Source organism: Roseivirga seohaensis subsp. aquiponti (assembly GCF_001267955.1).
Lineage (GTDB): Bacteria > Bacteroidota > Bacteroidia > Cytophagales > Cyclobacteriaceae > Roseivirga > Roseivirga seohaensis.
Map to the genome: position 1 here is coordinate 281471 of NZ_JSVA01000004.1, position 25325 is coordinate 306795.

22 protein-coding genes are annotated in these 25325 nt (G+C 39.2%); 6 read left to right on the forward strand and 16 right to left on the reverse strand.

Annotation, left to right across the window (positions count from 1 at the left end):
* Positions 1 to 25: 25 nt before the first annotated feature.
* From atpE to OB69_RS03675, 6 genes are read right to left on the reverse strand one after another with little or no spacing between them, the layout of a single operon-like run.
* Positions 26 to 289, reverse strand: a complete 264-nt coding sequence (gene atpE, locus OB69_RS03650) for an ATP synthase F0 subunit C (protein WP_053222328.1) — start codon at positions 287 to 289, stop codon at positions 26 to 28.
* Between the two features lie 35 nt (positions 290 to 324).
* Positions 325 to 1362 carry a F0F1 ATP synthase subunit A gene (gene atpB, locus OB69_RS03655; RefSeq protein ID WP_053222329.1) on the reverse strand — a complete coding sequence of 346 codons (1038 nt, stop codon included), beginning with the start codon at positions 1360 to 1362 and terminating at the stop codon, positions 325 to 327.
* 3 nt (positions 1363 to 1365) lie between these two features.
* The gene (locus OB69_RS03660; protein WP_053222330.1) at positions 1366 to 1767 is read right to left on the reverse strand and encodes a hypothetical protein; all 402 of its coding nucleotides are present in this window, start codon (positions 1765 to 1767) and stop codon (positions 1366 to 1368) included.
* A 28-nt stretch (positions 1768 to 1795) separates the two neighbouring features.
* Positions 1796 to 2020 (reverse strand): AtpZ/AtpI family protein, encoded by a 225-nt coding sequence (locus tag OB69_RS18970; RefSeq protein WP_053222331.1) that lies wholly within the window; start codon positions 2018 to 2020, stop codon positions 1796 to 1798.
* A 32-nt stretch (positions 2021 to 2052) separates the two neighbouring features.
* Positions 2053 to 2487 (reverse strand): bactofilin family protein, encoded by a 435-nt coding sequence (locus OB69_RS03670; protein WP_053222332.1) that lies wholly within the window; start codon positions 2485 to 2487, stop codon positions 2053 to 2055.
* A gap of 29 nt (positions 2488 to 2516) precedes the next feature.
* A complete protein-coding gene (locus OB69_RS03675) occupies positions 2517 to 3374 on the reverse strand; it encodes a M23 family metallopeptidase (RefSeq protein ID WP_245620774.1) in 858 nt (285 codons plus the stop codon).
* Positions 3375 to 3479: 105 nt separating this feature from the next.
* Here OB69_RS03675 and porW point away from each other — a divergent pair, with 105 nt between their 5' ends.
* From porW to uvrC, 3 genes are read left to right on the forward strand one after another with little or no spacing between them, the layout of a single operon-like run.
* A complete protein-coding gene (porW, locus tag OB69_RS03680; RefSeq protein WP_221404848.1) occupies positions 3480 to 6050 on the forward strand; it encodes a type IX secretion system periplasmic lipoprotein PorW/SprE in 2571 nt (856 codons plus the stop codon).
* Positions 6051 to 6052: 2 nt separating this feature from the next.
* The gene (locus tag OB69_RS03685; protein WP_071426694.1) at positions 6053 to 8374 is read left to right on the forward strand and encodes a penicillin-binding protein 1A; all 2322 of its coding nucleotides are present in this window, start codon (positions 6053 to 6055) and stop codon (positions 8372 to 8374) included.
* Between the two features lie 8 nt (positions 8375 to 8382).
* Positions 8383 to 10188: an excinuclease ABC subunit UvrC gene (uvrC, locus tag OB69_RS03690; protein ID WP_053222334.1), complete on the forward strand. Its 1806-nt coding sequence runs from the start codon at positions 8383 to 8385 to the stop codon at positions 10186 to 10188.
* A 35-nt stretch (positions 10189 to 10223) separates the two neighbouring features.
* Here the strand turns inward: uvrC and OB69_RS03695 are convergent, their stop codons facing one another.
* The 8 genes from OB69_RS03695 to OB69_RS03730 all read right to left on the reverse strand — a co-directional run bounded on the left by OB69_RS03695 (position 10224) and on the right by OB69_RS03730 (position 19385).
* On the reverse strand, positions 10224 to 11186 hold the full coding sequence (locus tag OB69_RS03695; protein WP_141655399.1) for a hypothetical protein: 963 nt from the start codon (positions 11184 to 11186) through the stop codon (positions 10224 to 10226).
* A gap of 2 nt (positions 11187 to 11188) precedes the next feature.
* Complete coding sequence (porM, locus tag OB69_RS03700) at positions 11189 to 12793, reverse strand: type IX secretion system motor protein PorM/GldM (RefSeq protein ID WP_053222336.1); 1605 nt, start codon at positions 12791 to 12793, stop codon at positions 11189 to 11191.
* Between the two features lie 11 nt (positions 12794 to 12804).
* Positions 12805 to 13617: a type IX secretion system motor protein PorL/GldL gene (gene porL / locus OB69_RS03705; RefSeq protein WP_053222337.1), complete on the reverse strand. Its 813-nt coding sequence runs from the start codon at positions 13615 to 13617 to the stop codon at positions 12805 to 12807.
* Positions 13618 to 13659: 42 nt separating this feature from the next.
* Positions 13660 to 14919: an SUMF1/EgtB/PvdO family nonheme iron enzyme gene (locus OB69_RS03710; protein WP_053222338.1), complete on the reverse strand. Its 1260-nt coding sequence runs from the start codon at positions 14917 to 14919 to the stop codon at positions 13660 to 13662.
* A 148-nt stretch (positions 14920 to 15067) separates the two neighbouring features.
* Entirely contained in the window at positions 15068 to 16033 is a 966-nt protein-coding gene (locus tag OB69_RS03715; RefSeq protein WP_053222339.1) for a PorP/SprF family type IX secretion system membrane protein, read from the reverse strand.
* A gap of 90 nt (positions 16034 to 16123) precedes the next feature.
* Complete coding sequence (locus tag OB69_RS03720) at positions 16124 to 16903, reverse strand: uroporphyrinogen-III synthase (RefSeq protein ID WP_053222340.1); 780 nt, start codon at positions 16901 to 16903, stop codon at positions 16124 to 16126.
* Between the two features lie 19 nt (positions 16904 to 16922).
* On the reverse strand, positions 16923 to 17630 hold the full coding sequence (locus tag OB69_RS03725) for a DUF4271 domain-containing protein (RefSeq protein ID WP_053222341.1): 708 nt from the start codon (positions 17628 to 17630) through the stop codon (positions 16923 to 16925).
* A 3-nt stretch (positions 17631 to 17633) separates the two neighbouring features.
* Positions 17634 to 19385, reverse strand: a complete 1752-nt coding sequence (locus tag OB69_RS03730; RefSeq protein ID WP_053222342.1) for a BamA/TamA family outer membrane protein — start codon at positions 19383 to 19385, stop codon at positions 17634 to 17636.
* Positions 19386 to 19417: 32 nt separating this feature from the next.
* On the opposite strand from OB69_RS03730, the gene hemW reads away from it, so the two are divergent.
* The 3 genes from hemW (at position 19418) to OB69_RS03745 (ending at position 21385) form a co-directional block, all read left to right on the forward strand.
* Positions 19418 to 20557 (forward strand): radical SAM family heme chaperone HemW, encoded by a 1140-nt coding sequence (gene hemW, locus OB69_RS03735; protein WP_053222343.1) that lies wholly within the window; start codon positions 19418 to 19420, stop codon positions 20555 to 20557.
* Positions 20558 to 20675: 118 nt separating this feature from the next.
* Positions 20676 to 20933 (forward strand): Imm32 family immunity protein, encoded by a 258-nt coding sequence (locus OB69_RS03740; protein ID WP_053222344.1) that lies wholly within the window; start codon positions 20676 to 20678, stop codon positions 20931 to 20933.
* A 137-nt stretch (positions 20934 to 21070) separates the two neighbouring features.
* Entirely contained in the window at positions 21071 to 21385 is a 315-nt protein-coding gene (locus OB69_RS03745) for a DUF721 domain-containing protein (RefSeq protein ID WP_053222345.1), read from the forward strand.
* Positions 21386 to 21394: 9 nt separating this feature from the next.
* On the opposite strand, the gene OB69_RS03750 is transcribed toward OB69_RS03745, so the two are convergent.
* Both OB69_RS03750 and ileS read right to left on the reverse strand, forming a co-directional pair.
* Entirely contained in the window at positions 21395 to 22006 is a 612-nt protein-coding gene (locus OB69_RS03750) for a lipoprotein signal peptidase (protein ID WP_053222346.1), read from the reverse strand.
* Complete coding sequence (gene ileS, locus OB69_RS03755) at positions 22006 to 25311, reverse strand: isoleucine--tRNA ligase (RefSeq protein WP_053222347.1); 3306 nt, start codon at positions 25309 to 25311, stop codon at positions 22006 to 22008. Before ileS ends, OB69_RS03750 begins: the two co-directional genes overlap by 1 nt.
* Positions 25312 to 25325: the final 14 nt, after the last annotated feature.

The window sequence follows — 25325 nt, forward strand, 5'->3', positions numbered from 1 at the left end:
CCTAACGCCACTCCGATTAGTTTTTTTATAATTTCTCAACAATACCTGGGTTAGTAGCAATCAAAAGACAAACTACCACACCAAATAGAGAAACTACCTCGATCAAAGCAGCGATGATCAACATTGCTGTTTGAATTTTTCCCGCAGCTTCTGGTTGTCTTGCAATACCTTCCATTGCCTGACCACCGATTCTACCGATGCCTATGGCCGCGCCTATCGCAACGATCCCTGCACCAATACCTGCTCCCATAAGAGCATAACCTGCAGTAAGTAAAATTGTAGTTAACATAATTCGTGTTTTATAAAATTAAACAAATAAGTTTCTTAGTGATGTTCGTGTTCTGCTACCGCTGCGCCAATATACATAGCAGAGAAAAGCGTAAACACATACGCCTGAATAGTTGCTACCAACAATTCAATCATATTAATAAAGATTACCATTATTGTACTGGCCACACCTACCGCATGAGACTGGAAGATAAATACCAAAGCAATCAAACTTAAGATTACAATGTGACCTGCCGTAATGGCTACAAACAAACGAACCATTAGAGAGAAAGGCTTTGTGAAAAGGCCTACAAACTCTACTGGTACCATAATTAATAATAATGGTTTTGGAACACCAGGTGTTGCAAACACGTGTTTCCAGTAATCTTTATTACCATTGATATTCGTGAAAACGAAAGTAAACATTGCCAAAACAAAAGTTACAGCAATATTTCCTGTTAGGTTAGAAGCTCCTGGCAACAACCCTAAAAGGTTTCCAAACCAAATAAAGAAGAAAAGCGTGAGCAAATAAGGCATGAACTTTTCGTACTTCTTACCAATGTTTGGTTTTGCAATTTCGTCTCTTATATATATTATAATAGGTTCTAGAAATGAAGCCACTCCTTTTGGAGCTGTTCTAGGGTTCTTCTTATAATGGCGGGCGGCACTTAACACAATGACTGATAAAACAATCATTATAAGAATAAGCATGGCCGTATTTTTTGTAATCGAGAAGTCCATGGCGTGTCTGCCCTCATCTAAAGCAGCAATGTGGCCATCTTCACTTATCTCATAACCGTTATATGCTATTTTTTCGTGGGCTTCATTATAGAAGTGATGTGATGAGAAAACTTCTATACCTCTATCTTCAGAATAAAGAATTACTGGTAGGTAAATTGTACCATAATCTCCATCAAAGAAGTGCCAAGTATAATCATCCACTACGTGATGAAGGATAAAGTCTGTTGCTCCTTCTTTATCATCTCCACCCGAAGATGCTTTTGCACTAGAAAGTGCAGGAACTAAGAGTAGGAATAACGCTAAAAAACTAATTAAAAGCGCTTTGCTTGGTACTACTGATTTTTTTTCGAACATTACTTATTCAGCCTTCTTTGAAATCGCGCGCAAGTTAGACACTAAGCCCATGATTTCAAACACCATGTAAAACAAATAGACAACAAAAAGATTAATTACAAAGAGAAGTCGATCCTCCATTCCCAAATAAAGCACAATAGCGATATATGCTATTGTAAATAATAACCTTATTACCATCACACCCATAAAAACTCCCTTCCAAACATTCTGGTCGGTATTTTTAATAAAGAATAAGGTTCCAATACTCAATACAAAGCTTAAAACGGTTATAAAAACGTATAATCCGTAGGCCTTTTCGTGAATTAAACCACTGGTAACAGGTACTTTATCTAGAACGAAAATAAGCAAAAACACGACCCCGGAAAATACCAAAAGCCTGAGCGTCTGCGTCTTAATCGAATTCATCGCGCAAAGGTAGCGAATTATGTTGATTTCAGTCAGACTTTATTTGTCTATAAAATTGATAGAAAGCCCCAAAGGCTCCTAGGAGGAATAGAATGATAAAAAAAATAGGTTTACCCTCGAAATACCTGTGATCGATTTTGTAGCCTAGCCAAGCGCAAAGGCCTATGGTTAAAAACATCTGTAAGCCTAACTGTGAATACTTGAGGTAAATATTCACTGGCTTTTTTTCGAAAGGTGATTTCTTAGGCTTCATAAATAAAGTAAGAAATAGAAAAAAGAAGTTACCTACGCTCTTTTTATGGCGGCTTCTCTGGTTTGGCTTGCTGGCTTACCTATTTCAATTTCTTTGGCCAAGTGTCCCATTTTACAGCCTCCGTTAAAAGTTGCGCCTGGCTCTACCACCAATTTATTGGTAAGTATATCACCTTTAATTACTGCAGAAGGTTTTAAGATTAGCAGTTCAGAAATTTCAATATTACCGTTAATGGTTCCTGCAATTTCAGCTGTTCTAGCCGTTACATTGCCATCTACTGTGGCGTCTGTACCCATTACCAGTTTGGCTTTTGCTTTGGCGTGGCCAAATATTTTGCCTTCAATTCTGATATTACCGACCGACTCGATACTACCTTCGAGCACGGTGTCTTTACCAATTATATTACTGGTATTGCTTTGTTCTTCGGTAGTCCTAGTATCTTTCTTTGATTCCTTAGATGTGAACATTTTACTATATACTGTTGAGTTGAGTGCGCCTAAAATACGATGAAATCTTCAGGATTCACAGCGCTTCCGTTATACCAAAGTTCGAAATGCAGGTGTGGCCCATTGGTTAACTCTCCTGTATTGCCAATTATTGCCAAAATTTCGCCTGCACTAATGAAGTTCCCCACTTCTTTGGTCAGTGCAGAATTATGTTTATAAACTGAAATTAAATTCTCTTTGTGTTGAACGGCTATTACATTCCCGGCATCTTGCGTCCATGAGGCAAAAATTACCGTGCCATCGGCAATACATTTAACAGGTTCATCCTTTTTCGAAACCACATCAATTCCAAAATGCTCGTTTTTAGGATCGAAAGGCTGCGAAACGTAACCACTGATGGGCGAAAACAAATAGGTTTGCCTTAACTCCATGTTATCGATGTTTCGGCCTAATAAGAAATCTCCTCCTGTTTCGAACTCAGATTTAAAAAGTGAGTCTATTTCTTGAGAGTTGGGATTTCTTGAAAGCTCCACTTGCCCAGCCTCAGTCTCGGCCAATTCTTCTTTTCCAGTTCCTTCATCGCCTTCTAATACTCGCTTGATGCTCTGAATAAAAAGGTCTCTATTTTCTAATTCTGTGGCTAACGAATCCAGAGAAAGGCTCATCGTTACTAAATCCTTTCTGGTTTCTCTTTCGGCATGGGTAGGGTCAAACCATTGTGCTAAAACTGTATTTACCAAATAAAAGCTGATAACGAATATCAAGACAAATGCTAGGAAGCTAAAAAAGATAATTCTCGCGTAAGTAAAATTATATGTTGCTTTATGAGAGAAATCCTCTTCATTCTGAATGATCAGAATGTGCCTGTTATTCAACCAGTTCGAGAGTGTTTTTTTAATTTTAGCCACCGTTATTTTCTAAGGACAACAAAATTATAGATTAATAGATAATCCACTTCCTTTATTTGTATTAATTAAGATTTAATTTCGTTCCTTAATCGGGTAAACGAAATTTTGAGATTTAGATTTTTACATATCATTAGATTTTTTGGTCTGCTGGCCATTATATCATTGTTCGTAGGCTGTAATTCCAAAGGGTATCAGAATATGAACGCCCGGTATAATGGATACTTCTATGCCAACCAATATTTAAATGAAGTCAATCAGCAAATTGAAGATTCGTATCAATACAATTACGATCAGATTCTAAAAATCTATCCTGATATAGACTCAAGCACCATCCAGAGCAATAAAGCCAAATTAGACGATGCCTTTAAAAAAGCATCTCAGGTGATTGAATGGTACGGAAGCAGCGACTGGACGGATGATAATTATTTAATAATTGGAAAAATCCGCCACCTTCGAGCCCAATTTCAGTTCGCCATTGAAACCCTTCAATACATCAATCAAACCAGCGAAGACGACCCCACTAGGCATGCCTCATTGATTGCTTTAATGCAAACCTATATGGACGCTGGCGATAAAGAAAAAGCTAAGGAAGTTTCTAATTATTTAGAAACCGAAGAGCTTACAGATGAAAACATGGCCGACTATAAGGTGATGCTCGCTTATTATTATCAGCGCGAAGAAGATTATGAAGCCATGGCTGAAAATCTTAAAGAAGTGGCAGAGGTCATTACTAAAAAAGACACCAAATCGAGGATCAATTTCATTCTTGGACAAATTGAGCAAGAAAAAGGTCAGAATGCCGAAGCTTATCAATACTATAAAGCCTCATTGGCCGGCACCCCGCCATACGACCTTACTTTCCACGCCAAGTTAAACATGCAACAAGTAAGTTCGGTGAATGGCACTTCTGAAGTAGAAAAAGTGAGGAAATTTTATGCCCAGCTTTTAAAAGACGGCAAAAACAAAGAGTACCAAGGCAAGATTTATTATGAAATGGGAGAGTTTGAAAAGAAACAAACCCATTACGATTTGGCCATTGATAATTACCTAAAGGCGGTATCGGTTGAAGAACCTTCGCCCCGACAGAAGTCTCTTTCTTATTTAAGAATTGGCCAACTTTATTTCGATATCTACGAAAAGTTTGAACTCGCCAGCAACTATTACGACAGTGCAGTTTCTATAATGCCTACTGATATTGACGGTTATCCAAATCATGTAAAAAGAAAAGAAGTACTCACTGATTTTGTAACACAACTCAAAACCATTCAGGTAAACGATAGCTTGCTGTCTTTGGCAGAATTACCCGCTATTTCGCTAGACGCGTTTGTGGACAATTATTTAAACCAACAAGAAAAAGAGGCTAAGGAACGCGAAAAAGAAGAAGCTAGAAACGCGGCTTCCACAGGAGCGGTAATATCTCCCTCTAGCGGAAGTGGTTTTTCTTCCAATGCGCCATCAAGCGAATGGTATTTCTATAATGATGCAGCAGTAGAACTAGGAACAATCGAGTTCCAAAGACGATGGGGCAATAGAAAACTAGAAGATAATTGGAGGAGATCTACAAAAGAAGCATCTTCCACTACAAAATCATCGACTGAAGAGAATATTACAGACGATGCTACTGACCAACCAGAAGAAGCTGCCCTTGCAGATGAAGGAAGAGCCGCCAAGAAAAAAGAGTTGCTGGCTACTATTCCTACTACTGCAGAAGCGAAAGAAAAACTTCACCTTGAAATTCAAGAAGCCTACTTTAAGCTTGGGTCGGTATATAGGTTTGGGCTCGAAAAAACGGCCAAAGCTGCCACTACTTACAAAACGCTTGTTCAAAAATACCCCAATACTGAATATAAATTAGATGCCCTTTTTGCGCTGTACACCCTTTATCTCGAATCAGACCCAAATCAGGCTCAAACTTATAAGCAGCAAATTATTGATGCTTTCCCTGAATCTTTAATCGCCAAAACACTCATCAACCCAAATTACTTGGCCGAAAAAGAAGCGCGTAACAAGGCATTACAAAAAGTATATGCTTCGGCCTATAGTGCCTATGAAAACGGAGAATACGTAAAAGCTGACCAAATATTAAGAGGCGCGTTGCAATCCTTTGAAGATGTCGATTTTATGCCAACTGTTGAATTGCTATCGGCCATATTAAAAGGAAAAACTGAAAGCTTGTTTTCTTATGAAGAAGCTTTAAAAGCTTTTGTAGCCAAATATCCTGAGGGTCGTTTGACCAATTATGCAAAAGATCTTTTAATCGCGGTTAACCCAGTTAAGGAAACCATCGTAAGGAGTGAAGATTTTGAATACAGTGAAGATTTCAAACAACTTCACCTTTTGGCAATTGTATATAACAGTGAAGTAACCAAAACAGCTGATTTAAGAACAGCAATCGAAAACTTCAATAAAGAAACTTTCAGTCATTTAAAACTGAGTGTGGGGCAGTTGGCTTTCGATGAAAGTAAAAAATTGGGTATTATCTTCATCAATTCTTTTGAAGACAAAAAAACAGTAGAAGCCTATCATAGGGCATTCAAAAAAGCTTTAGCCGACTTCACAATAGAAGTCGATTCAAATTTTAATAATTTTGCAATATCACGAGATAACTTTCAGATGCTCTTTCAAAGTAAAGAGTTAGAAGCTTACCTCAGATTTCATAATACATTCTATCAATAGACATGGCCAAGGAAGAAAAGAAAGGTGACAAAAAAATACTCAAAAAATTAACGGTACTACTTTGGGTGAGTTTCGTTCTAATTTTTGTGGGCTTCCCTGTGTACATTTGGGCAGTTAGTAGCAATATGAGCAACCTGTTTGGTGAACTTCCTAGCTATAGTCAGTTAGAAAATCCCGAGCAAAACCTCAGCTCATTGCTCTTTAGTGCCGATGACGAAATTCTTGGTGCTTATTATAGAGACAATAGAAAGCCTGTTACCTATGATCAGCTTGGGCCTAACCTTATTAATGCATTAAAAGCGACAGAAGACATTCGTTTTAATAGCCACTCAGGAATTGATTTAAGAAGTATGTTAAGAGCAGCTTTTGGGGTGCTAACTTTTAATCCACAAGGAGGAGGAAGTACCGTAACCCAGCAGTTGGCTAAAAACTTGTTTGATACGCGTGTTATTGAAGAAGACGAAAAAGGAAAGTTAGAAGGCATAAACCGCATGCTAGACCAACTTATATATAAAACTAAGGAATGGATTTTAGCGGTGCGATTGGAGCGATCTTATACAAAAGACGAACTAATGGCCATGTACTTCAACCAGGTAAGTTTCGGAAACAACACATTTGGAATTCAATCTGCAGCAGAAAGCTTCTTTAATAAAAAACCTAAAGAACTTAATGTTGAAGAAGCCGCAGTTTTGGTTGGACTTCAGAAAGCAGTTACGCGTTATAACCCTATAAGAAATCCCGAAAACTCGAAAGCACGAAGAAATGTAGTGTTGAACCAAATGGTGCGATACGGATATCTTGAAAAAGCCGCCTACGATACTTTGGCTCCTCAAGACATTGTACTTGACTACAACGCCCAAGATCAAAACTTTGGACCTGGCCAGTATTTTAGAGCTGAAGTACAGAAAGACCTTATCGTAATTGCTAGGGATTTGGGCTACGACTTATTTGCCGATGGCCTAAAAATTTATACCACTATAGATAGTAGAATGCAGCGCTATGCCGAACAAGCAGTAGACAGTACCATGCGTCAAGTGCAAGCCAGTTTCTTCAATAAATTGAAAGACGACAATGGTAATATGCGTGAGCCTTGGATTGATGACCAAGGCCGAGTAATCAAAGACTTTATAGAAAAGATACTACCTAGAACCGAAAGGTATAGAAGCCTAGAGAAAGAATATGGTAAAGGCTCCGACTCAATTGATTATTATTTGAATAAGAAAGTTCCGATGAAAGTTTTCTCTTGGAAGGGAGAAATTGACACGGTAATGAGCCCAATGGATTCACTCAAATATTATAAACACTTTTTACAAGCAGGCTTTATGGCGGCCGATCCACACAATGGTGAAATTAAAGCTTGGGTCGGAGGCATTGACTATAAGTATTTCAAATTTGACCATGTTAGATTGGGAAAAAGGCAAGCAGGTTCTTTGTTTAAGCCATTCTTATATGCAACAGCCGTTGAAAAAGGCTTTTCTCCATGTTACGAATTTGAAGATCAACCCATAACAATTAAAATCGCTGGGCAAAACTCATGGTCTCCTCAAAACTCTGACAACAAATTTACAGGTGAAAAAATGACCATGAAAACCGCCATGGCAAAATCTGTAAACTCCATTTCTGCACGCGTAATGGACATTGTAAAACCCGATAACGTTTCTAAAATGGCTGGAAGGTTAGGGGTTGAATCGAAAATTGACCCATACTATTCTATTGCACTTGGCACTGTAGATGTTTCGGTAAAAGAAATGGTTTCGGCTTTTGGTACCTTCGCCAATAAAGGAACACATATAGAAGCTCATTATGTTACCAAAATTGAAGACCGCTTCGGAAACGTTATTTGGAGCAAAGTTCCTCAAAAGAAAAGAGCGATTAGCGAAGATGTAGCCTACGTAATGCTAAATATGCTACAAGAAAATACTACCAATGGTTCTGGAATTAGACTTTGGAGTGAATATAAAATCACCAACTTTAACCAAACTGAAAACTCAGTAGGCTCTAAAACAGGCACTACACAAAACGCCTCTGACGGTTGGTTTATGGCAGTAACCAAAGATTTAGTGGCTGGTGCTTGGGTAGGTGGAGATGATCGCGCAATCCATTTTAGAAGCTGGCCTGATGGACAAGGAGCTAGAACAGCCCTTCCAATTGTAGGTCGCTTTTTTGAGAAAGTCTATAAAGACACTTCCATAAACCTTCAAAAAGGTCTTTTTGAACGCCCTACCAATCTTCAAATGGAAATTGATTGTCAGAAGTTTCAGGATATACTTGCGCCTCAGGATACCACTTCGGGTTCTACCATATATGATCCAGAAATTTATTAAACTGGTAAATGGAAGCGATACGCTTTTCAACAAAAGACATTTTAAAGTTACCCGATAACCCGGGCGTGTATCGGTACTACAATGCTGAGGATACGCTAATTTATGTTGGCAAGGCAAAGTCGTTGAAAAAACGTGTGTCGAGTTATTTTAATAAATCGGCACAACACAGCAGAAAGACGACTCGCATGGTGAGCGAAATTGTAAGCATAGAAATCGTACTCGTCAATTCCGAGTTTGATGCCCTGTTGCTAGAGAATAACCTCATCAAGCAGAATCAACCTAAGTACAACATCCTACTCAAGGATGATAAAACCTTTCCGTATCTGTGTGTTTCTAATGAACGGTTTCCTAGAATTTATAGCACACGTAAATTAATTCCTTCTTTAGGAAGATACTTCGGTCCTTTCACCAATGTAAAGGCCATGAATAACGTGCTCAAATTGATCAACAGTTTGTTCACTTTGCGTACTTGCCGCTTTGACTTATCGCAAGAAAATATAGCTAAGGGGAAGTTTAAAGTATGTTTAGAATACCATTTAGGCAATTGTAAAGGCCCCTGCGAAGGCTTACAAAGTGAAGAAGACTACCTCAAAGATGTTGATCAAGCACTGAATATTCTAAAAGGAAATTTGGGGCTTCCTAAAAGTTATTTTAAAGAACGAATGCAGGAAGCCGCTGCAGAACTACAGTTTGAAAAGGCACAAGAGTTTAAAGAGAAGTTGGAGTTATTGGATGACTTCCATTCCAAATCAGTTATTGTAAGCCCCAAGCTTACAGATGTAGATGTATTTACCATTGTATCAGATGAAAAGTATGCTTTCGTGAATTACATCCGCATTAAAAACGGAATGATCAACCTTTCTAAAACCAATGAGATCAAGAAAAAGCTTAACGAAACAGACGAAGAAATTCTTTCGCTGATGATGGTAGATATGCGAGACCGCTACCAAAGCATAACGAAAGAAATTCTGACCAATAAGACAATCGATTTGGGTTCGGAAACCTTCCAACCTGTTGTGCCCCAAATTGGTGACAAACGTAAATTGGTAGAGCTATCATTAAAAAATTCGCTCTTCGCTAAAAAAGAAAAGTATCAGTCGCTGGACAATGTAAAAGACAAGGGCAACCGGGTATTAAAACAATTGCAAATTGACCTTCAGCTAAAAGAACTGCCTGTTCATATTGAATGCTTTGATAACTCAAACATACAAGGAACAAATCCAGTAGCGTCAATGGTCTGTTTCAAAATGGGACGTCCATCTAAGAAAGACTACCGACATTACAAAATTAAGACGGTTATCGGGCCAGATGATTTTGCTTCGATGACTGAAGTAGTAGGCAGAAGGTATAAGCGACTTTTAGAAGAGCAACAGCCCTTACCAAAACTCATTGTTATAGACGGAGGCAAGGGCCAACTAAGTGCTGCCTGCGATGCCTTGAAAAGTTTGGGGATTTATGGTGAGATCCCGATTATAGGTATTGCGAAAAGGCTTGAAGAAATCTACTTTCCCGAAGATTCCTTCCCACTCCACATTGATAAGAAATCTGAATCGCTGCGGCTTATCCAAAAATTGAGAGATGAAGCCCACCGCTTTGCCATTACTTTCCATCGTGATTTGCGCAGCAAAAACAGCTTCAACTTTGAGCTTGAAAATGTTAAAGGTATTGGAAGGTTTACAGTAGACAAATTACTTAAAGAGTTCCGTACCATGAGCAGAATTGAGGCTGCCAGTTTTGAAGAACTATCTGCTATTGCAGGAGAGAGTCGAGCGAGAAGAATCCAGAACTTCTTCCAACAAAAAAAGGAGGCATAAGCCTCCTTCCAAATTTATAACTTCAATAACCTTAATTAATATTCCCAGAGGTTATGCATGGTTTCTAATAATTGATATCTGAAATCCCTTGATATCTCCATCAAGTTTCTCTTTCCTGCTGTGATTTGAGCCTCAAAGAATTGCTCCATAGCTGCATCGCTTGGGTTAGAGAACTTAACAATATTTGAACTGAACAATCGCATATCAAAAGCATTGGTTAAGCTAATATCAAAGTTTCGTGGGTTTCGTGGATTGAACCAAAAAGCCCTCACATTCTCCTCTTTATTTGCTACACTTTCACGATAGACCTTGTTCAAATAAGCTACCAAGTCTTTGTATTTAACTCTTACCATCTCCTTTTCAACACCGCCAGCAATATCTGCCTGAGCAACAACCTTTACAGATTGTATGTCCCAAATTGGTACAGAACGGTTTCTGTCAAAGATCAAGTCTTCCTCAATTTCCAACATGGCAATTCTATCTTTTGGAATAGAATCTGGAGCAAGTTTCTCACGTGTTTTCTGCTGCACATAGGCATCAGGTTCAACACCTCGTGTAATCGCTTCAGTTTTCCATCGATCAATCTCATCCAAAGTAGCATCTTCACCTTTTGTACCATCAATGATTACTCTATCGGTATAAGCGTTTCTATCCGATAATAAGTCTGAATCATCAAAACCTTGCGTTAACGGATTGTAAGGAGCAATTCCTTCTCCCTCTGCAGAGTTGTACCAAAGATCAATGCCTTCGAAAATGATTTCAACAATTTTAGAATACCTGGAATTCCAACCTTCATTAGATTTCTCTCTCAGGTCCATTTTAGACCATACTCGAATGCTGAACATAACGTCCTCACTTCTAATGGGTCTAACGGAGTTGATATTATACCTTCTTGAGTTTTGCACACTATCAATAGGTGCGGTTCCATTGGAGTTGGCTTGGCCAAAACTACTGGCACTCACTAAGAGTAAAAAACAAATTGCTGAGAGAGTTCTCATAATTAATTAATATTTATTTCTTGTCCATCGCTGTATTTCACCACTTCTTTCTGGTTGGCAAAATTCAAACGCGTATATTCTTCTACAATAACTCGCAACCTATCGCCTGCTCTCATTCTAGATTTCAAAGGCGCTAAATCCACATCCGTAGTAGCAGCATCTATATTGATTGTACCGCTCTGGCGATTATTCTGAATCAGCATTACCTTGCCCTTCGAAATAAAGAAGTTAGCATCAGATTTAAAGTTTTTAAGAAAATCTTCATCTGGTTCTAAAATCAGACTAAGCTTATTCGGTATACCATTGTAACCGCTTTCAGCATTGTAATCTTTACCATCCACTTTAACCACAAACTTAGGTCTTGGAATAGATTTTACAGTAAAGCTTACGTTGTCAATAAAGGCTCCGCCACTACTAACGCCAATAGTTACATTTCTAGTACCCGTAGTTGGAATTACTACTACTTCACCCTTTTTAGAACCTGCTCTCTGCTCAGCACCTTTTACCGTAAAAGAAGGGTTATAAGCTGGTCCTAATGAAGGAACGTTGATTTGAAGTACGTTAGCAGAATTTTGATAAAGATTCTGAATTGCTTCAGCTTTTACCTCAATTACAGGCTTAGCCACCATATACTCGTGCACAATAGGCACTGTTTTGATTTCACCACCGTCACTATAGGTAATTTCAGCTCTGAAAGTCTGCTTCGATAAGTTATCAACGTAATTGGTTGCTGAAGCTCTAAACTTTACTTTACCTCTACCGTTTTCAACTGTTAATTTTGAACCGTTATAAGTCATAGTAGGCTCCAAAGCTGAGTTAGATGCTGTTAAGAAAAGCTCTGCTTCAAACTCAGTTCCTGCAGTAACCACGTTTGATACGGGTAAAACAGTACCTGTAATCTGATCAAAACCTTTAACTGCTGTAGCTCCTACTCTACCTCCTAATAAACCTAATGCCTCTGATTCACGGGCATAAATTTGGTTTTCGTAGAACGTAAGTTGAGCTAAAACAGCTGCCAATGGTGTTTTGTAGAAATTCAAATTCGCAAAGTCCTTATCTTTTTCTTCAGGATTGTTCTTATAGAATTCGATTTCACTCGCATCAAGTGCAAGTGATTGCCAGTTCTTATTGATACCAATCTGAGATAGAATCGACTTCATCTCATCATTATAAGTATCTAAACGCACCTTTATCTCATCTGCCTTTTTCTGCTCTACTAAGTAGTTAGAAGGCTCCTCGTATTTCTTTAGGGTACTTCTTTCATAGATAGCTTCGGCATCACCACCAGATGATTTAAGACCTACTTCTTGCTTAATACCTGCTAAGTACTCAACAATGTCGGTGGTTTTCTGACGCACTTGCTTTGCAGCATTAACAACAGCCATATCAGTTTCTTTACTTCCTTGATCTTTCGCTGCCTTATCAATACTGGCTAATACTTGAGCATTGCTTGTAGCATAAACTTCGTTTGAAGTTTCCAAGCCTGCTTCCATTAATACAAACTTTTCAAGTACTGTATCTTTAATCTGCAAGGCCAAAAGAGCTGTCAGTACGAGATACATCATACCGATCATCTTCTGCCTTGGGGTTTCCTTACCTCCTGCCATAATAGATCAGTTTAGTTTGATGATTTCATTGCTGACAACATTGCGCCATACACTTTGTTAAGTGAATTCACATTGGTATTCAACTTGCCCATTTGAGCTTTAAACTCTTCTGCTTCTTTAGTTGCGGCAGAAACACCCGCTAAGGCAGTATCAATATTTGCATAGAAGGTTTTGATTGCCTTCACATGTGCTTGTGAATCGTTCAATTCTTCTTTGTAAACCTTGTTCAAAGCATCTAATTGAACAGATGCATTTTGAAGTTGTGCTTGGTATGAACCAGCAGAATTTTTTAGTTGTGCTTGAATTTCGCCAGCTCCTTTTGCTGCATCGGCCATTTGAGCCATAGCAGTTGCCGTAGCAGTTGTGCTCTGGTTAATTTTACCTAAGCTTTCAGAAGCTTTCTTAGCGCTATCTGCATAAGCGTTAGTAGCAGAAACAGCATTCGACATGTCAGACATGTTTTTCGCATTAGCGGCAAGGGCGGTCATTCCTTCTCCGAATTGTTTCAAACTTTCTTTACTTACGGCAGCTTCTTTCAAGATTTTACCGAGGCTCACCTCGTCTTTACTGTTTTCTTGGCTTGGGCTTACTCCAGCAGCGTTTGCCTCATATAATTTTTTAGTGTAATCTGTTGATTTTGGTTCGAAAGCACTGAAAGCAAAAATCAATGCTTCTACGCTCAAACCTGTAATTAGCATTGGAGTTGCACCTGCCCAGCCCTCTAGCTTAAACATTGCTCCCACGATTACTACCGCGGCTCCGAGCCCATAAATCTTTGGCATAATATCGCCATAAAATTTCTCTGAAAATGATTTGTTAGCCATATGTGTATTAAATAAGGTTGAAGTTATTTGGTTTAAATTTGGTTAGTTGTTCATTCCGAAGTCATCGCCCGCACGGCCTAGGTAATCCATTGCGCATCTAAAGCCAATACTGGCCGACTCAACATCTTTGTATTCGTAGGTACGCGTTCCTGTTTGCAGGTAATATGAAATATCATTCCAAGCACCACCTCTTACTACTTTTTTGCCGTAATGAGGATTACTTGTTTCGTTGTCTTTATAAAGGAATATTGGGTTCAAATCCCAAACCAATGGGTTGTAGATAGGTGAAAAATCATCTAAACACCATTCGGCTACGTTTCCTGCCATATTATATAGGTTGAAACCATTTGGAAGGAACGAGTTTACTGGAGCCGTGTATGGATAACCATCATCATCGTAATTACCACGACCAGGCTTGAAGTTGGCTAAGAAACAGCCACTTTTATTTTTTGTATATGGCCCACCCCAAGGATACTTAATGATTTCACGACCACCTCTAGCTGCATATTCCCATTCCGCTTCAGTGGGTAACCTAAAGTTTGGATAACGTGCTTCAACTGGAAGTGTACTCTTAAATGTAGTATTTGTTTGATTTCCTTGGCCTTGCCCCGCTTGAGGCTGCGCACCTAACTGACCTGGGCCGCCTAAGCCTTGAACCCCAGCAGGATCAGCATTTTTATTCTTTTTACCTCCAAAAAGGCCACCGCCACCTGTGCCAAAGTAATCGTCTTCACGACCTATGTTCAAGTGTTCGGTTCTCCATTCAGCAAATTTAGCGGCAGATTCCCAGCTAATTCCAACAACAGGGTAATCATCAAATGCTTGATGACTGAAGTAGTATTGGGTCATTTTATCGCCCATATGATATGCAAACTCCGTATCCCAAACATCTGGGTTTGGCGTTACATCTTGCTTTACTTGCTGTGTCCAGTATTGTTCGTTAGGGTCTTGAGAAATGGTATCGATAAAGTTCAAAAATTGACGATACTCATTATTTGTAATTTCTTCCGAGTCCATCAGAAAGGAACTGACGGTAATTTGGCGGTTAAAGTTGATTTGAGATGCAGCAACATCTTCATCTGCTTGGCCCATGAAAAATGTTCCTCCAGGAATCTGAACCATACCGTAAGGTGTTTCTTGGTACCAACCTTCTCGGTCAGGCACCCCCATTAATTGCCCTTCAGCATTAAGTTTCTCTACCTTACTCATGCCTCCACCACCGAGAAAGCCCTTAAACATAGAGCAACCCGTAGATAAAGAGACAACCATTAAAATCGCAAACCCAGCGTATATTCTCCTCATTGATAGCTAATTCTTGTTTTTACTTAACTGACCATTAGCGCATGTTATTGCCAATCAACTAAATAAAGCGCGAAAAATAGTATTTTCTATTCATTAATCCAGCCTGTGATCGAAAATTATCGAAATCATAACTTAGGCAAAACGTTTGTTAGTACCTAAACCTTGGAGTTCTTATAATTCTTTGTCCTCCAATCTTTGGAGTAGACTTAAAGTTATAAATTAACATTAACTCCTGTGATGTCGGCTTTTTGCTACTCTGATTTCCTACAACAAAATCAAAAGCATAAGCCAATGTTAAAGAACGATCACTTAAAATCTTATATCCAACTATTAGAGAGGCCGACTCTGATTGTCTGTAAGCCAAACCAGCTCTGAGATTGTTATTGTACTCGCCAATAACGCTCACTTCTACATTGTAAGTATTCAAACTTACCGATTTTAATAAAACAGTTGGTGTGATAGTTATTTGAGGGGTAAATGAGTAATCATAACCCGCTGTCAAATAGTAATGTCGATTTAATTGATTGGAAGTTTGACTTTCTCCAAAGTCAAATTTCGGTTGAAGTAAGTGATTTGTACTCAAACCACCAAAAAAATTTCCTTTTCTGTATACCAGCCCTACTCCTAAGTCTGGTCTCATTTGACCTTCTTTTCCGGATGCATTAAAAATGGGGTCAGAGGGGTCTACTACCACTATCTTATCATAATCAATGGAGCTTGAAAATAAACCTAAATTTATTCCTACTGTAAGTATTCCACCATTGGGTAAGTTCAAATTTCTGGATAGCGAGGTTTGTACTTGTAGGTTATTGGTGGGACCCAGTTTGTCGTTACTTAAATATATTCCAAGCCCTGATTTTATTTGAGGCAACCTTGAATTATAGCTTATTAATTGTGTGCTTGGGGCTCCGCCTTGGTTTACAGTGCCATCATAACCAAACCATTGGGAGCGATGGATTGCGGTTAAAGTGGTTCCATCAGATGACCCAGCAAAGGCAGGGTTATAATATAATTGATTGAACATGTACTGGGTAAACTGAGCGTCTTGCTGAGCTTTTACCTGAAAAACGGCAGCCAGTAAAAGAACCAATGACAAACTAAAAGTTCTATTCATAATCTCGTAACGACAAATTTAGCCGAATTATTCATTCGGCTCGAATATATTACAAGATAACTGGATTCTTCCCTTAGAGTTAACAATAAATCAATCTATGTTATTTGCCTTTTTTATGTAAAGCTCTAAAGCGCCAGTCATTGAAGGAGCATTCGGCAAAGGTGCCTCAATGTCAATAATTAAACCGGCATCTCTTGATGCTTGAGCAGTTGTTGGGCCAAAAACAGCTATTCTGGTATCGTTTTGCTTAAAATCAGGAAAGTTTACAAACAACGAATTTATTCCACTAGGACTGTAAAACGCTATAATATCGTACAGCACATCGTCCAAATCTGAAAGGTCGCTTGCTACCGTTTCGTAAATAATGGCTTCTGTGAAATGATAGTTGTTTTCTTCTAAAAACACAGGGATGTCTTCCTTACGAATATTGGAGCAAGGAAAAATATATTTTTCGTTTTTGTGTTTTTTAAGAATCTCAATCAGATCTTGAGCTGTTCGAGACCCAGTAAAAATCTTCCTTTTTCTAACTACAATATATTTTTGAAGGTAATTAGCTGTTTGTTCTGAAATACAGAAATATTTCATGTCAGCTGGTACTTCTACCTTAAGTTCTTTACAAAGCCTGAAAAAATGATCAACGGCATTTCTGCTTGTGAAAATTACGGCTGTGTGCTTTAGTATATCTACCTTCTGCTTTCTGAAATCCTTAACATTAATTGGATCAACCTGAATAAAAGGTCTAAAATCAATCTTGATGTTATACTTATCCGCTAAAACGTAATAAGGTGATTTGTCATCAGATGGCTTTGGTTGAGATACTAGGATGCTCTTTACTTGTTTAAGCCTATCCTCCTGTGTACTATTAGACATAAGTTCCCTACTTCTTCTTCTAGATTTGGCTATTGATTATTAGAACCAGCCCAATGGTGAGTGGGGTCAGTTCTGTGGCGCAAATGTACGAAAATATAAACAACTTGCTATGAGGCCTTTCGTTGAGCATTCTCATGTATATTAAAAACCCCCGATAATAGAAAAAGATAACCATTGCAGCCAATGTAAATTGAATCAAACGTTCTGGAAATACGATTGAAGAAAAGCTTACTAGGGCTAAAAAAAGAAGGACTATCAGAAAAAACACCAGCGAAGCATTCACCATATCTACAAAATGACGAGCGATAGATCCGCGTAAATCAAATAATAATCCGAAACCTAAAATCAACAGAAACTTAACATACACCAATACATTAAGTACTACAAAAAGGCCCAGCCATTGAATAATCGCGAGTCCAAAATGATCGACAACAAATATTTCAGGCAGGCTATTTTCCTTCCAAAGACCATTGGCAATAAATAAAATTACAAAGGAAAGTGACAGCGAACTTAAGGCTGTAAAGTACAGGTGTTCCGAACTGAATGGCCTCAGGTTGCTGCCCAAATCTTCTCTCACCCTAAATCCAAAGAGTTTATTTGGGGCAATAATACCCGAAAATACTTTGGGGAAAACCGCTCTGGATACGGCATAGGTACAAAGCAAAATAATTGCAATAACAATAAATGCATCTCTGCCTTCTGCCCTAACCAATTGCGTATAGATCATGCGTTAAAACCTGGTTGTGTAACCAAAGTGTATTTTAGATTGATTGAAATTAAAACTGCCCGTGTTTTGCGAACTTCCTAAAGCATAAATAAAATTAAAAATACCCGAAGAAGTGGTAAAACTCAAACCTGCTCCCAAACCCAAAGCCCAATCTGATGTTGGAGAGGTTTTAAATTCTCCTCGTATATAAGCCAAGTCTGAAAACAGCAACAAATATGAACTTTCGTCAAATAACAACCTACCTTCTAATGTAGCTAATGCATATTTTGTGGCAAAAAAGAAGTTCTCATTAAAACCTCTAACCGTTTTGAGGCCTCCCAACCTAAAAGCATCATTTCTAAAAAGTTGGTCGTTGGCCTTTAGCCCTCCGCTCAGCTTGTTCACCAAAACAAAGTTATTTTTCAGTCTTAAGTAATTCTGAAAGTTAAGTCGAAAGGTGTATTGAAGAGTTTTAAGATCAACGCCATCATATACTTCTGCGGGTAAGCCAACATTTCGGCTAATTTTCTTATTTCCGGTAGAAGCCTCCAGACTAATCCCAGTGCCTTTTGAGATCAAAAACGGATCATCGAAGTTGTTCCATTCAAAGCCCATTCCGTAAGAAGTAAGGTCAAAATCGATCAAAACTGGAAGTTCATTGTTTGTAATTTTTGGCGTACCAATCAGGTCAGTGCCTTCGCTGCTCGAAAAAGCATTTAGAAAGCTATTTCCGCCAAGGTTATAACCAATTTTCAGGTCGAATATACGCTTAGTGAACAAGGTGTCTTGTTTAAGAAAATCCAATGCAAAATCAAAGTTTAGCGGGCTGCCCAGTACGTTGGGGTGTGCATATTGCAGATTGAGATTCTGAGTTTCTTCACTCAGTTTTTGCCAGTGCAAACCAATCTGCTTCCCAGACCCAAAAGGGTTCAACAAATCAATATCTACCTGCCCAGTAATCAGCAGCCCATCTGATCGATTAGAATTAGGTAGGAAACCTATAATTCCATCTATTTGGTTTACAGGCCGTTTTTCAACCTTCAAATGTACAGTAGCTTCAGAATTCTGAAAAGTTAAAGTGGACGCTTCACTCAGCCTTAGGTAAGGCAAATTGCGCAAACGCTGACCCAAATAATCAATCTTTCTCTGATCGTAAGGATTGCCTTGAACAATGCCCAAGTAATTTCCTAAAAAACGGGCTTTGAGTGTAAAGTCACTTTTTATATCTAAGCTATCGAAAAGAATGAGGGGTCCTAAATCTAAGTTCAACGAAGCACCAATTTGGTTTTCTTCTATTCTAAGCGAATCTAATTTTAAGCTTGCAAAGGGGTAACCGTTTCTTTCGGCAAAAGACAAAAGCGATTTCTCCATTCGTGCTACTTGATTAAAACGAAACGGCTTTTCATCGAATTGGCTCTGCTTATATCCACTCCTTCGCAAAAGCGAATTTTCCACATTTCCTGGCGAAAGTTTCATCCAAGTAAACTTTTCGCCAATAGATATTTTATAGCTAACCTGCTGCGAAGAACTGGTATGGGAAGTAACATAAGCCAGCAAATATCCATCGGAATGTAAAGCCCGCACCAAGTTATGCACAGCCCGCTGGGCGCTTAAAGAATCTGTATGTTCTTTAGGAAAATTATACCTCTTAAGCACAGCACTTTCTTGTTCTGCCACTTCAATCGTAAGCACATACTTTTCCTGCGCCTGAACAGAAAGGCATAAAAAACCATAAAGGAATAAGCAATAAATATACTTTAAGTATATCTTGGGCATTCTGCGAATTTAAGCTTCAAATTAACGATTCTTTGGCCGGATTATATATTCATATTCCCTTTTGCAAAAAGGCTTGTCATTATTGCGATTTCCATTTCACCCAATCGCTTGGGCAAATGGACTGCATGGTGAATGCTATTTGTAAAGAACTGGAAATGCAAGCTGATTATTTGAATGGTGAAGCGATAAACACCATCTATTTTGGAGGCGGTACTCCATCATTAATGAGTGAAGATCAGCTGAAGCGAATCATGAAACAGATTCAGCATACCTTTAATTTGGCCAGCAACCCTGAAATTACGCTCGAAGCCAATCCAGACGACCTTGATGGCGACCAGCTGAAATCGCTCTATGCTTCTGGCATAAATCGATTGAGTATGGGAATTCAATCTTTTCATGAGCCGCATTTAAAATGGATGAACCGCCAACATACAGCCGAACAGGCAGAAATGTGCTTCTATAATGCGCGTAAGGCTGGTTTTGAAAACATCTCTGTGGATTTGATTTACGCCTTGCCGCATCACAATCATGACATTTGGGAAAGGGATTTAATGAAAGTAATCCACATGCGACCTGAACACATTTCTTCTTATTGCCTGACCATAGAACCTAAAACTGCCTTCGGTCATTTGGTTTCGAAAGGAAAAATGAAAGATGTAGAAGAAGAATATGCCGCACAGCAATTTGAAATACTGACTGAAACTTTGGCCCGCTACGGCTTTGAACAATACGAAATTTCAAATTTTGCCCAGCCCGGTTACGAATCGAAGCACAACGGCAATTATTGGAAGCAGGAAAAATATTTGGGTATTGGCCCTTCGGCACATTCATTCAATGGGCACTTTAAGCAAGCCAATGTTTCGAACAACGCCAAATACATCAAGGGAATTAATGATGGCATTATTCCTTTCGAAAAAATTATTCTGACTAAAGAAGACCAAATCAACGAGTATATTCTTACCAGCCTAAGAACCAAATGGGGTTGTGATACGGAATGGCTGAAACAAAAGCACAAAGTTGATTTATTGAAAATGCACGAAGATTACCTCATGCGGATTGACTACAAAGGCATGATTCAGGTAGAAGATGGCTGCATTACGCTTACCAATAACGGAAAGCTTTTGGCCGATAAGATTGCCTCCGATTTATTCGTTTATGATGAGTTTTCTTGATCCTCTTTCGAATTCTACGCTGAAAAATCAGAAAAATATTCTCTTAAAATTGTTCATATCAATAGACTGACAACCTAGGGTTCAGGGTTATCTTTATATGAGCAAATAAATTTATCAAATGGAAATAAAAATACAGATCCCAGACTATAAAGCTGAGTGTGGTATAACCTACATTTGGGAAGACAATTTTGAAATACAAACTAAGGTTGAGAACGGTGAAATAATTATCCAGGCTAACAAGGATGGATTAATTTCTCTGGCTAATCACTTTTTAAATCTTGCCCAAGATGGAGTTCCTAATGGACATCATATGCACTTTGATGAATTCAACTCTTTAGAGAAGGGTTCGAAAGAATTAATAGTTATAAAGAAATAAGTAAGCCTCCGATTTATTCGTTTATAGCGAAGAGGGTTGACGTTCAATTGTGGATAACTGTCTTGATAAGTAAATCCTGTGCTTAATCAAAAACGCCCCTGCCAAATCCTTACTTTTACAATTCGAAAGAAATAATTGTGAACAAAAGACCTTACCCCAACAATAGAAAAGGACAACCAGAAAGCATTGGCGATGCGGTGAAAGAAATGTTGAAGTCATTCAATATTGAGCAGAAATTTCACGAAACCAACCTGATCAATTCTTGGGAACAAGTAATGGGCGTGGCCATAGCCAAACGCACGAGCAAAATTTACATTAAGGACAAGAAACTTTATGTTCACCTCACTTCTGCCCCATTACGCCACGAACTCAACATGTCCAAAAACAAGATTTTGGTTTTGCTGGCCAAAGAATTTGGAAGCCCTATCGTGAATGATGTGGTTTTGTTGTAGAGCCTCTATCTAGCTTGCCGCATTGGGTAATTCAGTTCTTCCAAAAAACCGCTTCTGAAAAACTAAAAGCAAGGCAATCCCTAAGAAAATACAGACATCGGCTACATTAAAAATAGGCCAAAGCGCAATATACTTCCCTCCCCAAAATGGAACCCAATCTGCAATATATCCCTCCCAAACATCGAGGTAGAACATGTCTACTACTTTGCCATGAAACCAAGGAGTAACGGCATCGTAAGGGGCGTTATTTAAATAAACTCCGTAAAAAATACTGTCGATTACATTGCCCATAGCGCCCCCTAAAATGAGGGCAATGGTCCAAAGTAAGCCGGGGTGAAGGTTTCTCTTAGCGAATTTGTATAGGTAAATGGCAATAAATGTCATGGCAACCATTCGGAAAACTGTAAGCCCAAGTTTTCCCCATTCAGAACCAAACCGAAGGCCAAAAGCCATGCCTTCGTTTAAGATATAATGCAGCTTAAACCAGTCACCAAATACTTTGATCTCCCCATTTTGGCCGAAAACCATTTTAAAATGTACCAGAAGTTTTACCGTCTGGTCTATGGCGATTACCGCCAAAGTGAGGAGATAGTATTTATAGTGCCTGAACTGCGCAGCCATTAGCCTACTGCTATTTTCACTTCAAGCGTCCACTCGTCAATTTCAACACTTTGTACCTCTGAAAGCGAGTCCACAATGGTTAAACTCAAAGCCTGTGTTTCTTCACAAACGTAAGTTGCATTGGCTGTTAAAGCATCGTTGATCAAAGCATCGTTTTTGGCTACTTGAATGTTGATTTTATCCTGCACATCAAGCCCCATGTCTTTTCGCAAATTCTGAATTCGGTTTACGAAATCACGGGCAATACCTTCGGCACGAAGCTCATCTGTAATCGAAATGTCTAGCGCCACAGTTACCTTGCCTTCAGAAGCGACTGACCAGCCAGGAATGTCTTCGCTAGAGATTTCAACATCTTCTAACAAAAGCGAGGCTGGTTCGCCTTCAAGCGAAATATTGATCGATCCGTTCTTTTCGATTTCGGCAATTTCAGCTTTCGTCCATTGCCCAATGGCTGCAGCCACCAACTTCATTTGAGGACCGAATTTTTTACCCAAGGTGCGGAAGTTCGGTTTTACTTTCTTCACCAAAATGCCCGAAGCATCATCAATATATTCTACCGCTTTTACATTTACCTCGGTCATGATCAAATCCTGAACCGCCTCAATGTATTGCTTAGTTTTTTCATCCAAAACAGGCACCATCACTTTGGTCAAAGGCTGACGCACTTTGATTTTTTCCTTCTTACGAATAGAGTGTGTTAATGAAGAAATGGTTTGCGCCAAAATCATTTGAGCCTCCAAATCTTTATTAATGAATGCTTCATTCGCTTCAGGGAAATTGCTCAAGTGAACCGACTCAAAGTTCTCTTTGCCAGAAACCGCATTCAAATCTTGATATAAGCGATCCATATAGAACGGAGCCACTGGAGCCGCCAATTTAGCCACACTTACTAAGCATGTGTACAAAGTTTGGTAAGCCGCTTTTTTACCTTGATCGTAATCGCCTTTCCAGAAACGTTTTCTGTTCAAACGTACGTACCAGTTACTCACTTCATCGGTCACAAAATCCATGATTGCACGTGAAGCGCGGGTTGGCTCGTAATCGTTATAGGCTTGGTCTACTTCTTTGATCAAACTGTTCAATCGAGATAAAATCCAACGGTCACTTTCTGGCCTTTCGTTCAAAGGAATTTCGGCATCCTCGAAAGTGAAACCATCTAAATTGGCATACAGCGCAAAGAAAGCATAGGTATTTTGAAGTGTTCCGAAGAACCTTCTTTGTACTTCGCCTACGCCTTCAATATTGAATTTGAGGTTGTCCCAAGGGTTGGCATTTGAAATCATATACCAACGTGTGGCATCTGGGCCAAAGTTGCTAATGGTTTCAAACGGGTTAATGGCATTGCCCAACCTTTTCGACATTTTATTGCCGTTCTTGTCCAGCACCAAACCGTTGGCGATTACGTTTTTGAAAGCCACTTTATCTTCTAGCATTACTGCCAAAGCATGAAGGGTAAAAAACCAACCACGCGTTTGGTCTACGCCTTCAGCAATGAAATCTGCTGGAAAATTCGATTCGAAAATTTCTTTGTTCTCAAACGGATAGTGCCATTGCGCGTAAGGCATGGCACCCGAATCGAACCAAACATCTATAAGGTCAGCTTCACGAGTCATTTTCTGACCTGTTTCACTCACCAAGTACACATCATCCACATAAGGGCGATGTAAATCGAAGTCTTCACCAATGCTTTCGGTCATAAAGCCAGCCGCAATTGATTTCTCAACCTCTGCTTTCAACTCGGCCAATGAACCGATGCATTTCTGCTCTTTTTTATCTTCCGAAACCCAAATTGGCAATGGCGTTCCCCAGTAGCGCGAGCGGCTCAAGTTCCAGTCTACCAAGTTTTCTAACCAGTTGCCAAAGCGCCCCTCACCTGTTGAAGCGGGTTTCCAGTTGATTGTTTTATTCAGCGCTACAAGTTGCTCTTTGTAGGCCGTAGTTTTAATGAACCAAGAATCTAGAGGATAGTATAAAATCGGCTTGTCGGTTCTCCAGCAATGCGGATAAGAGTGCTCGTATTTTTCTACTTTAAAAGCCCTGTTCTCTTCTTTCAGTTTGATCGAAATCAAAACATCGAGCGATTTTTCAGGACGCTCTTCATCTGAATAGTATTCGTTTTTTACGTACATGCCAGCAAAATCCGTGATCTCTTTCACGTACTTTCCTTGCTTGTCTACAATCGGAACATCTTTGCCTTCTTCGTCTTTTACGAAAACGCCCGGCATGTCATTCATTACCGAAACACGGTAATCGTCTGCACCAAAAGTTTTTGAAATATGCACGATACCTGTACCGTCTTCAGTAGTTACAAAATCACCAACAACCACAGTACAGCCTGGCTTTTCTAAAGGAATATAAGGCATCAATTGCTCGTAGCCTTTGCCTGCCAACTCGCGGCCTTTAAAGCTTTCTAACACTTCAAAAGGAATTAGCTTATCGCCCGCTTTATAGTCTTCAAGCTTAATGTCTTTCGCTTTGTCATTGAAATATGAAGAAACACGGTCTTTCGCCAAAATCACATTGATAGGCTCAAAAGTGTATTGGTTGAAGGTCTTCACCTTTACGTATTCAATACCAGCACCAACGGCCAAACCGTTATTGGCAGGCAATGTCCAAGGCGTTGTGGTCCAAGCCAAAAAGAAATCGTTTTCGGTACCTTCTACCTTAAACATGGCCGTCATCGATGTGTCTTTCACATCTTGGTAAGTCCCTGGTTGGTTTAGTTCGTGCGAACTCAAACCTGTACCTGCCGCAGGTGAATAAGGCTGAATGGTGTAGCCTTTGTAAAGTAAACCTTTATCGTAAAGTCGTTTTAAAAGCGACCAAAGCGTTTCAATATAATCGGTTTCGAAAGTAATGTATGGGTTGTCGAGGTCTACCCAATAACCCATTTTCTCGGTAAGGTCATCCCATTCATCTTTGAATTTCATTACCGCCTCACGACATTTCTGGTTGTATTCTTCAACCGAAATCTTTTTGCCGATGTCTTCTTTGGTAATGCCCAATTCCTTTTCTACCTGAAGTTCTACAGGAAGACCGTGGGTGTCCCAACCGCCTTTTCGTTTTACCTGAAAGCCTTTTTGCGTTTTATAACGGCAGAAAATATCCTTTACAGTTCTGGCCATTACGTGGTGAATACCTGGGGTTCCGTTAGCAGATGGCGGTCCCTCATAAAAGGTAAAAGAAGGTTGTCCTTCTCTGGTGTCTACTGACTTTTCGAATATGCCATTCTCTTTCCAGAATTGGAGCATTTGTTCTCCTATTTGGGCATAATTCGGATTTTTGTATTCGTTGTACTTTTTCACTTTTACTCCTTGTT

Excerpts from the sequence above, each read along its gene's own strand:
- atpE (WP_053222328.1), bottom strand. The coding sequence starts at position 289 with ATGTTAACTACAATTTTACTTACTGCAGGTTATGCTCTTATGGGAGCA.
- atpB (WP_053222329.1), bottom strand. The coding sequence starts at position 1,362 with ATGTTCGAAAAAAAATCAGTAGTACCAAGCAAAGCGCTTTTAATTAGT.
- OB69_RS03660 (WP_053222330.1), bottom strand. The coding sequence starts at position 1,767 with ATGAATTCGATTAAGACGCAGACGCTCAGGCTTTTGGTATTTTCCGGG.
- OB69_RS18970 (WP_053222331.1), bottom strand. The coding sequence starts at position 2,020 with ATGAAGCCTAAGAAATCACCTTTCGAAAAAAAGCCAGTGAATATTTAC.
- OB69_RS03670 (WP_053222332.1), bottom strand. The coding sequence starts at position 2,487 with ATGTTCACATCTAAGGAATCAAAGAAAGATACTAGGACTACCGAAGAA.
- OB69_RS03685 (WP_071426694.1), top strand. The coding sequence starts at position 6,053 with ATGGCCAAGGAAGAAAAGAAAGGTGACAAAAAAATACTCAAAAAATTA.
- uvrC (WP_053222334.1), top strand. The coding sequence starts at position 8,383 with ATGGAAGCGATACGCTTTTCAACAAAAGACATTTTAAAGTTACCCGAT.
- OB69_RS03695 (WP_141655399.1), bottom strand. The coding sequence starts at position 11,186 with ATGAGAACTCTCTCAGCAATTTGTTTTTTACTCTTAGTGAGTGCCAGT.
- porM (WP_053222336.1), bottom strand. The coding sequence starts at position 12,793 with ATGGCAGGAGGTAAGGAAACCCCAAGGCAGAAGATGATCGGTATGATG.
- porL (WP_053222337.1), bottom strand. The coding sequence starts at position 13,617 with ATGGCTAACAAATCATTTTCAGAGAAATTTTATGGCGATATTATGCCA.
- OB69_RS03710 (WP_053222338.1), bottom strand. The coding sequence starts at position 14,919 with ATGAGGAGAATATACGCTGGGTTTGCGATTTTAATGGTTGTCTCTTTA.
- OB69_RS03715 (WP_053222339.1), bottom strand. The coding sequence starts at position 16,033 with ATGAATAGAACTTTTAGTTTGTCATTGGTTCTTTTACTGGCTGCCGTT.
- OB69_RS03720 (WP_053222340.1), bottom strand. The coding sequence starts at position 16,903 with ATGTCTAATAGTACACAGGAGGATAGGCTTAAACAAGTAAAGAGCATC.
- OB69_RS03725 (WP_053222341.1), bottom strand. The coding sequence starts at position 17,630 with ATGATCTATACGCAATTGGTTAGGGCAGAAGGCAGAGATGCATTTATT.
- OB69_RS03730 (WP_053222342.1), bottom strand. The coding sequence starts at position 19,385 with ATGCCCAAGATATACTTAAAGTATATTTATTGCTTATTCCTTTATGGT.
- OB69_RS03740 (WP_053222344.1), top strand. The coding sequence starts at position 20,676 with ATGGAAATAAAAATACAGATCCCAGACTATAAAGCTGAGTGTGGTATA.
- OB69_RS03750 (WP_053222346.1), bottom strand. The coding sequence starts at position 22,006 with ATGGCTGCGCAGTTCAGGCACTATAAATACTATCTCCTCACTTTGGCG.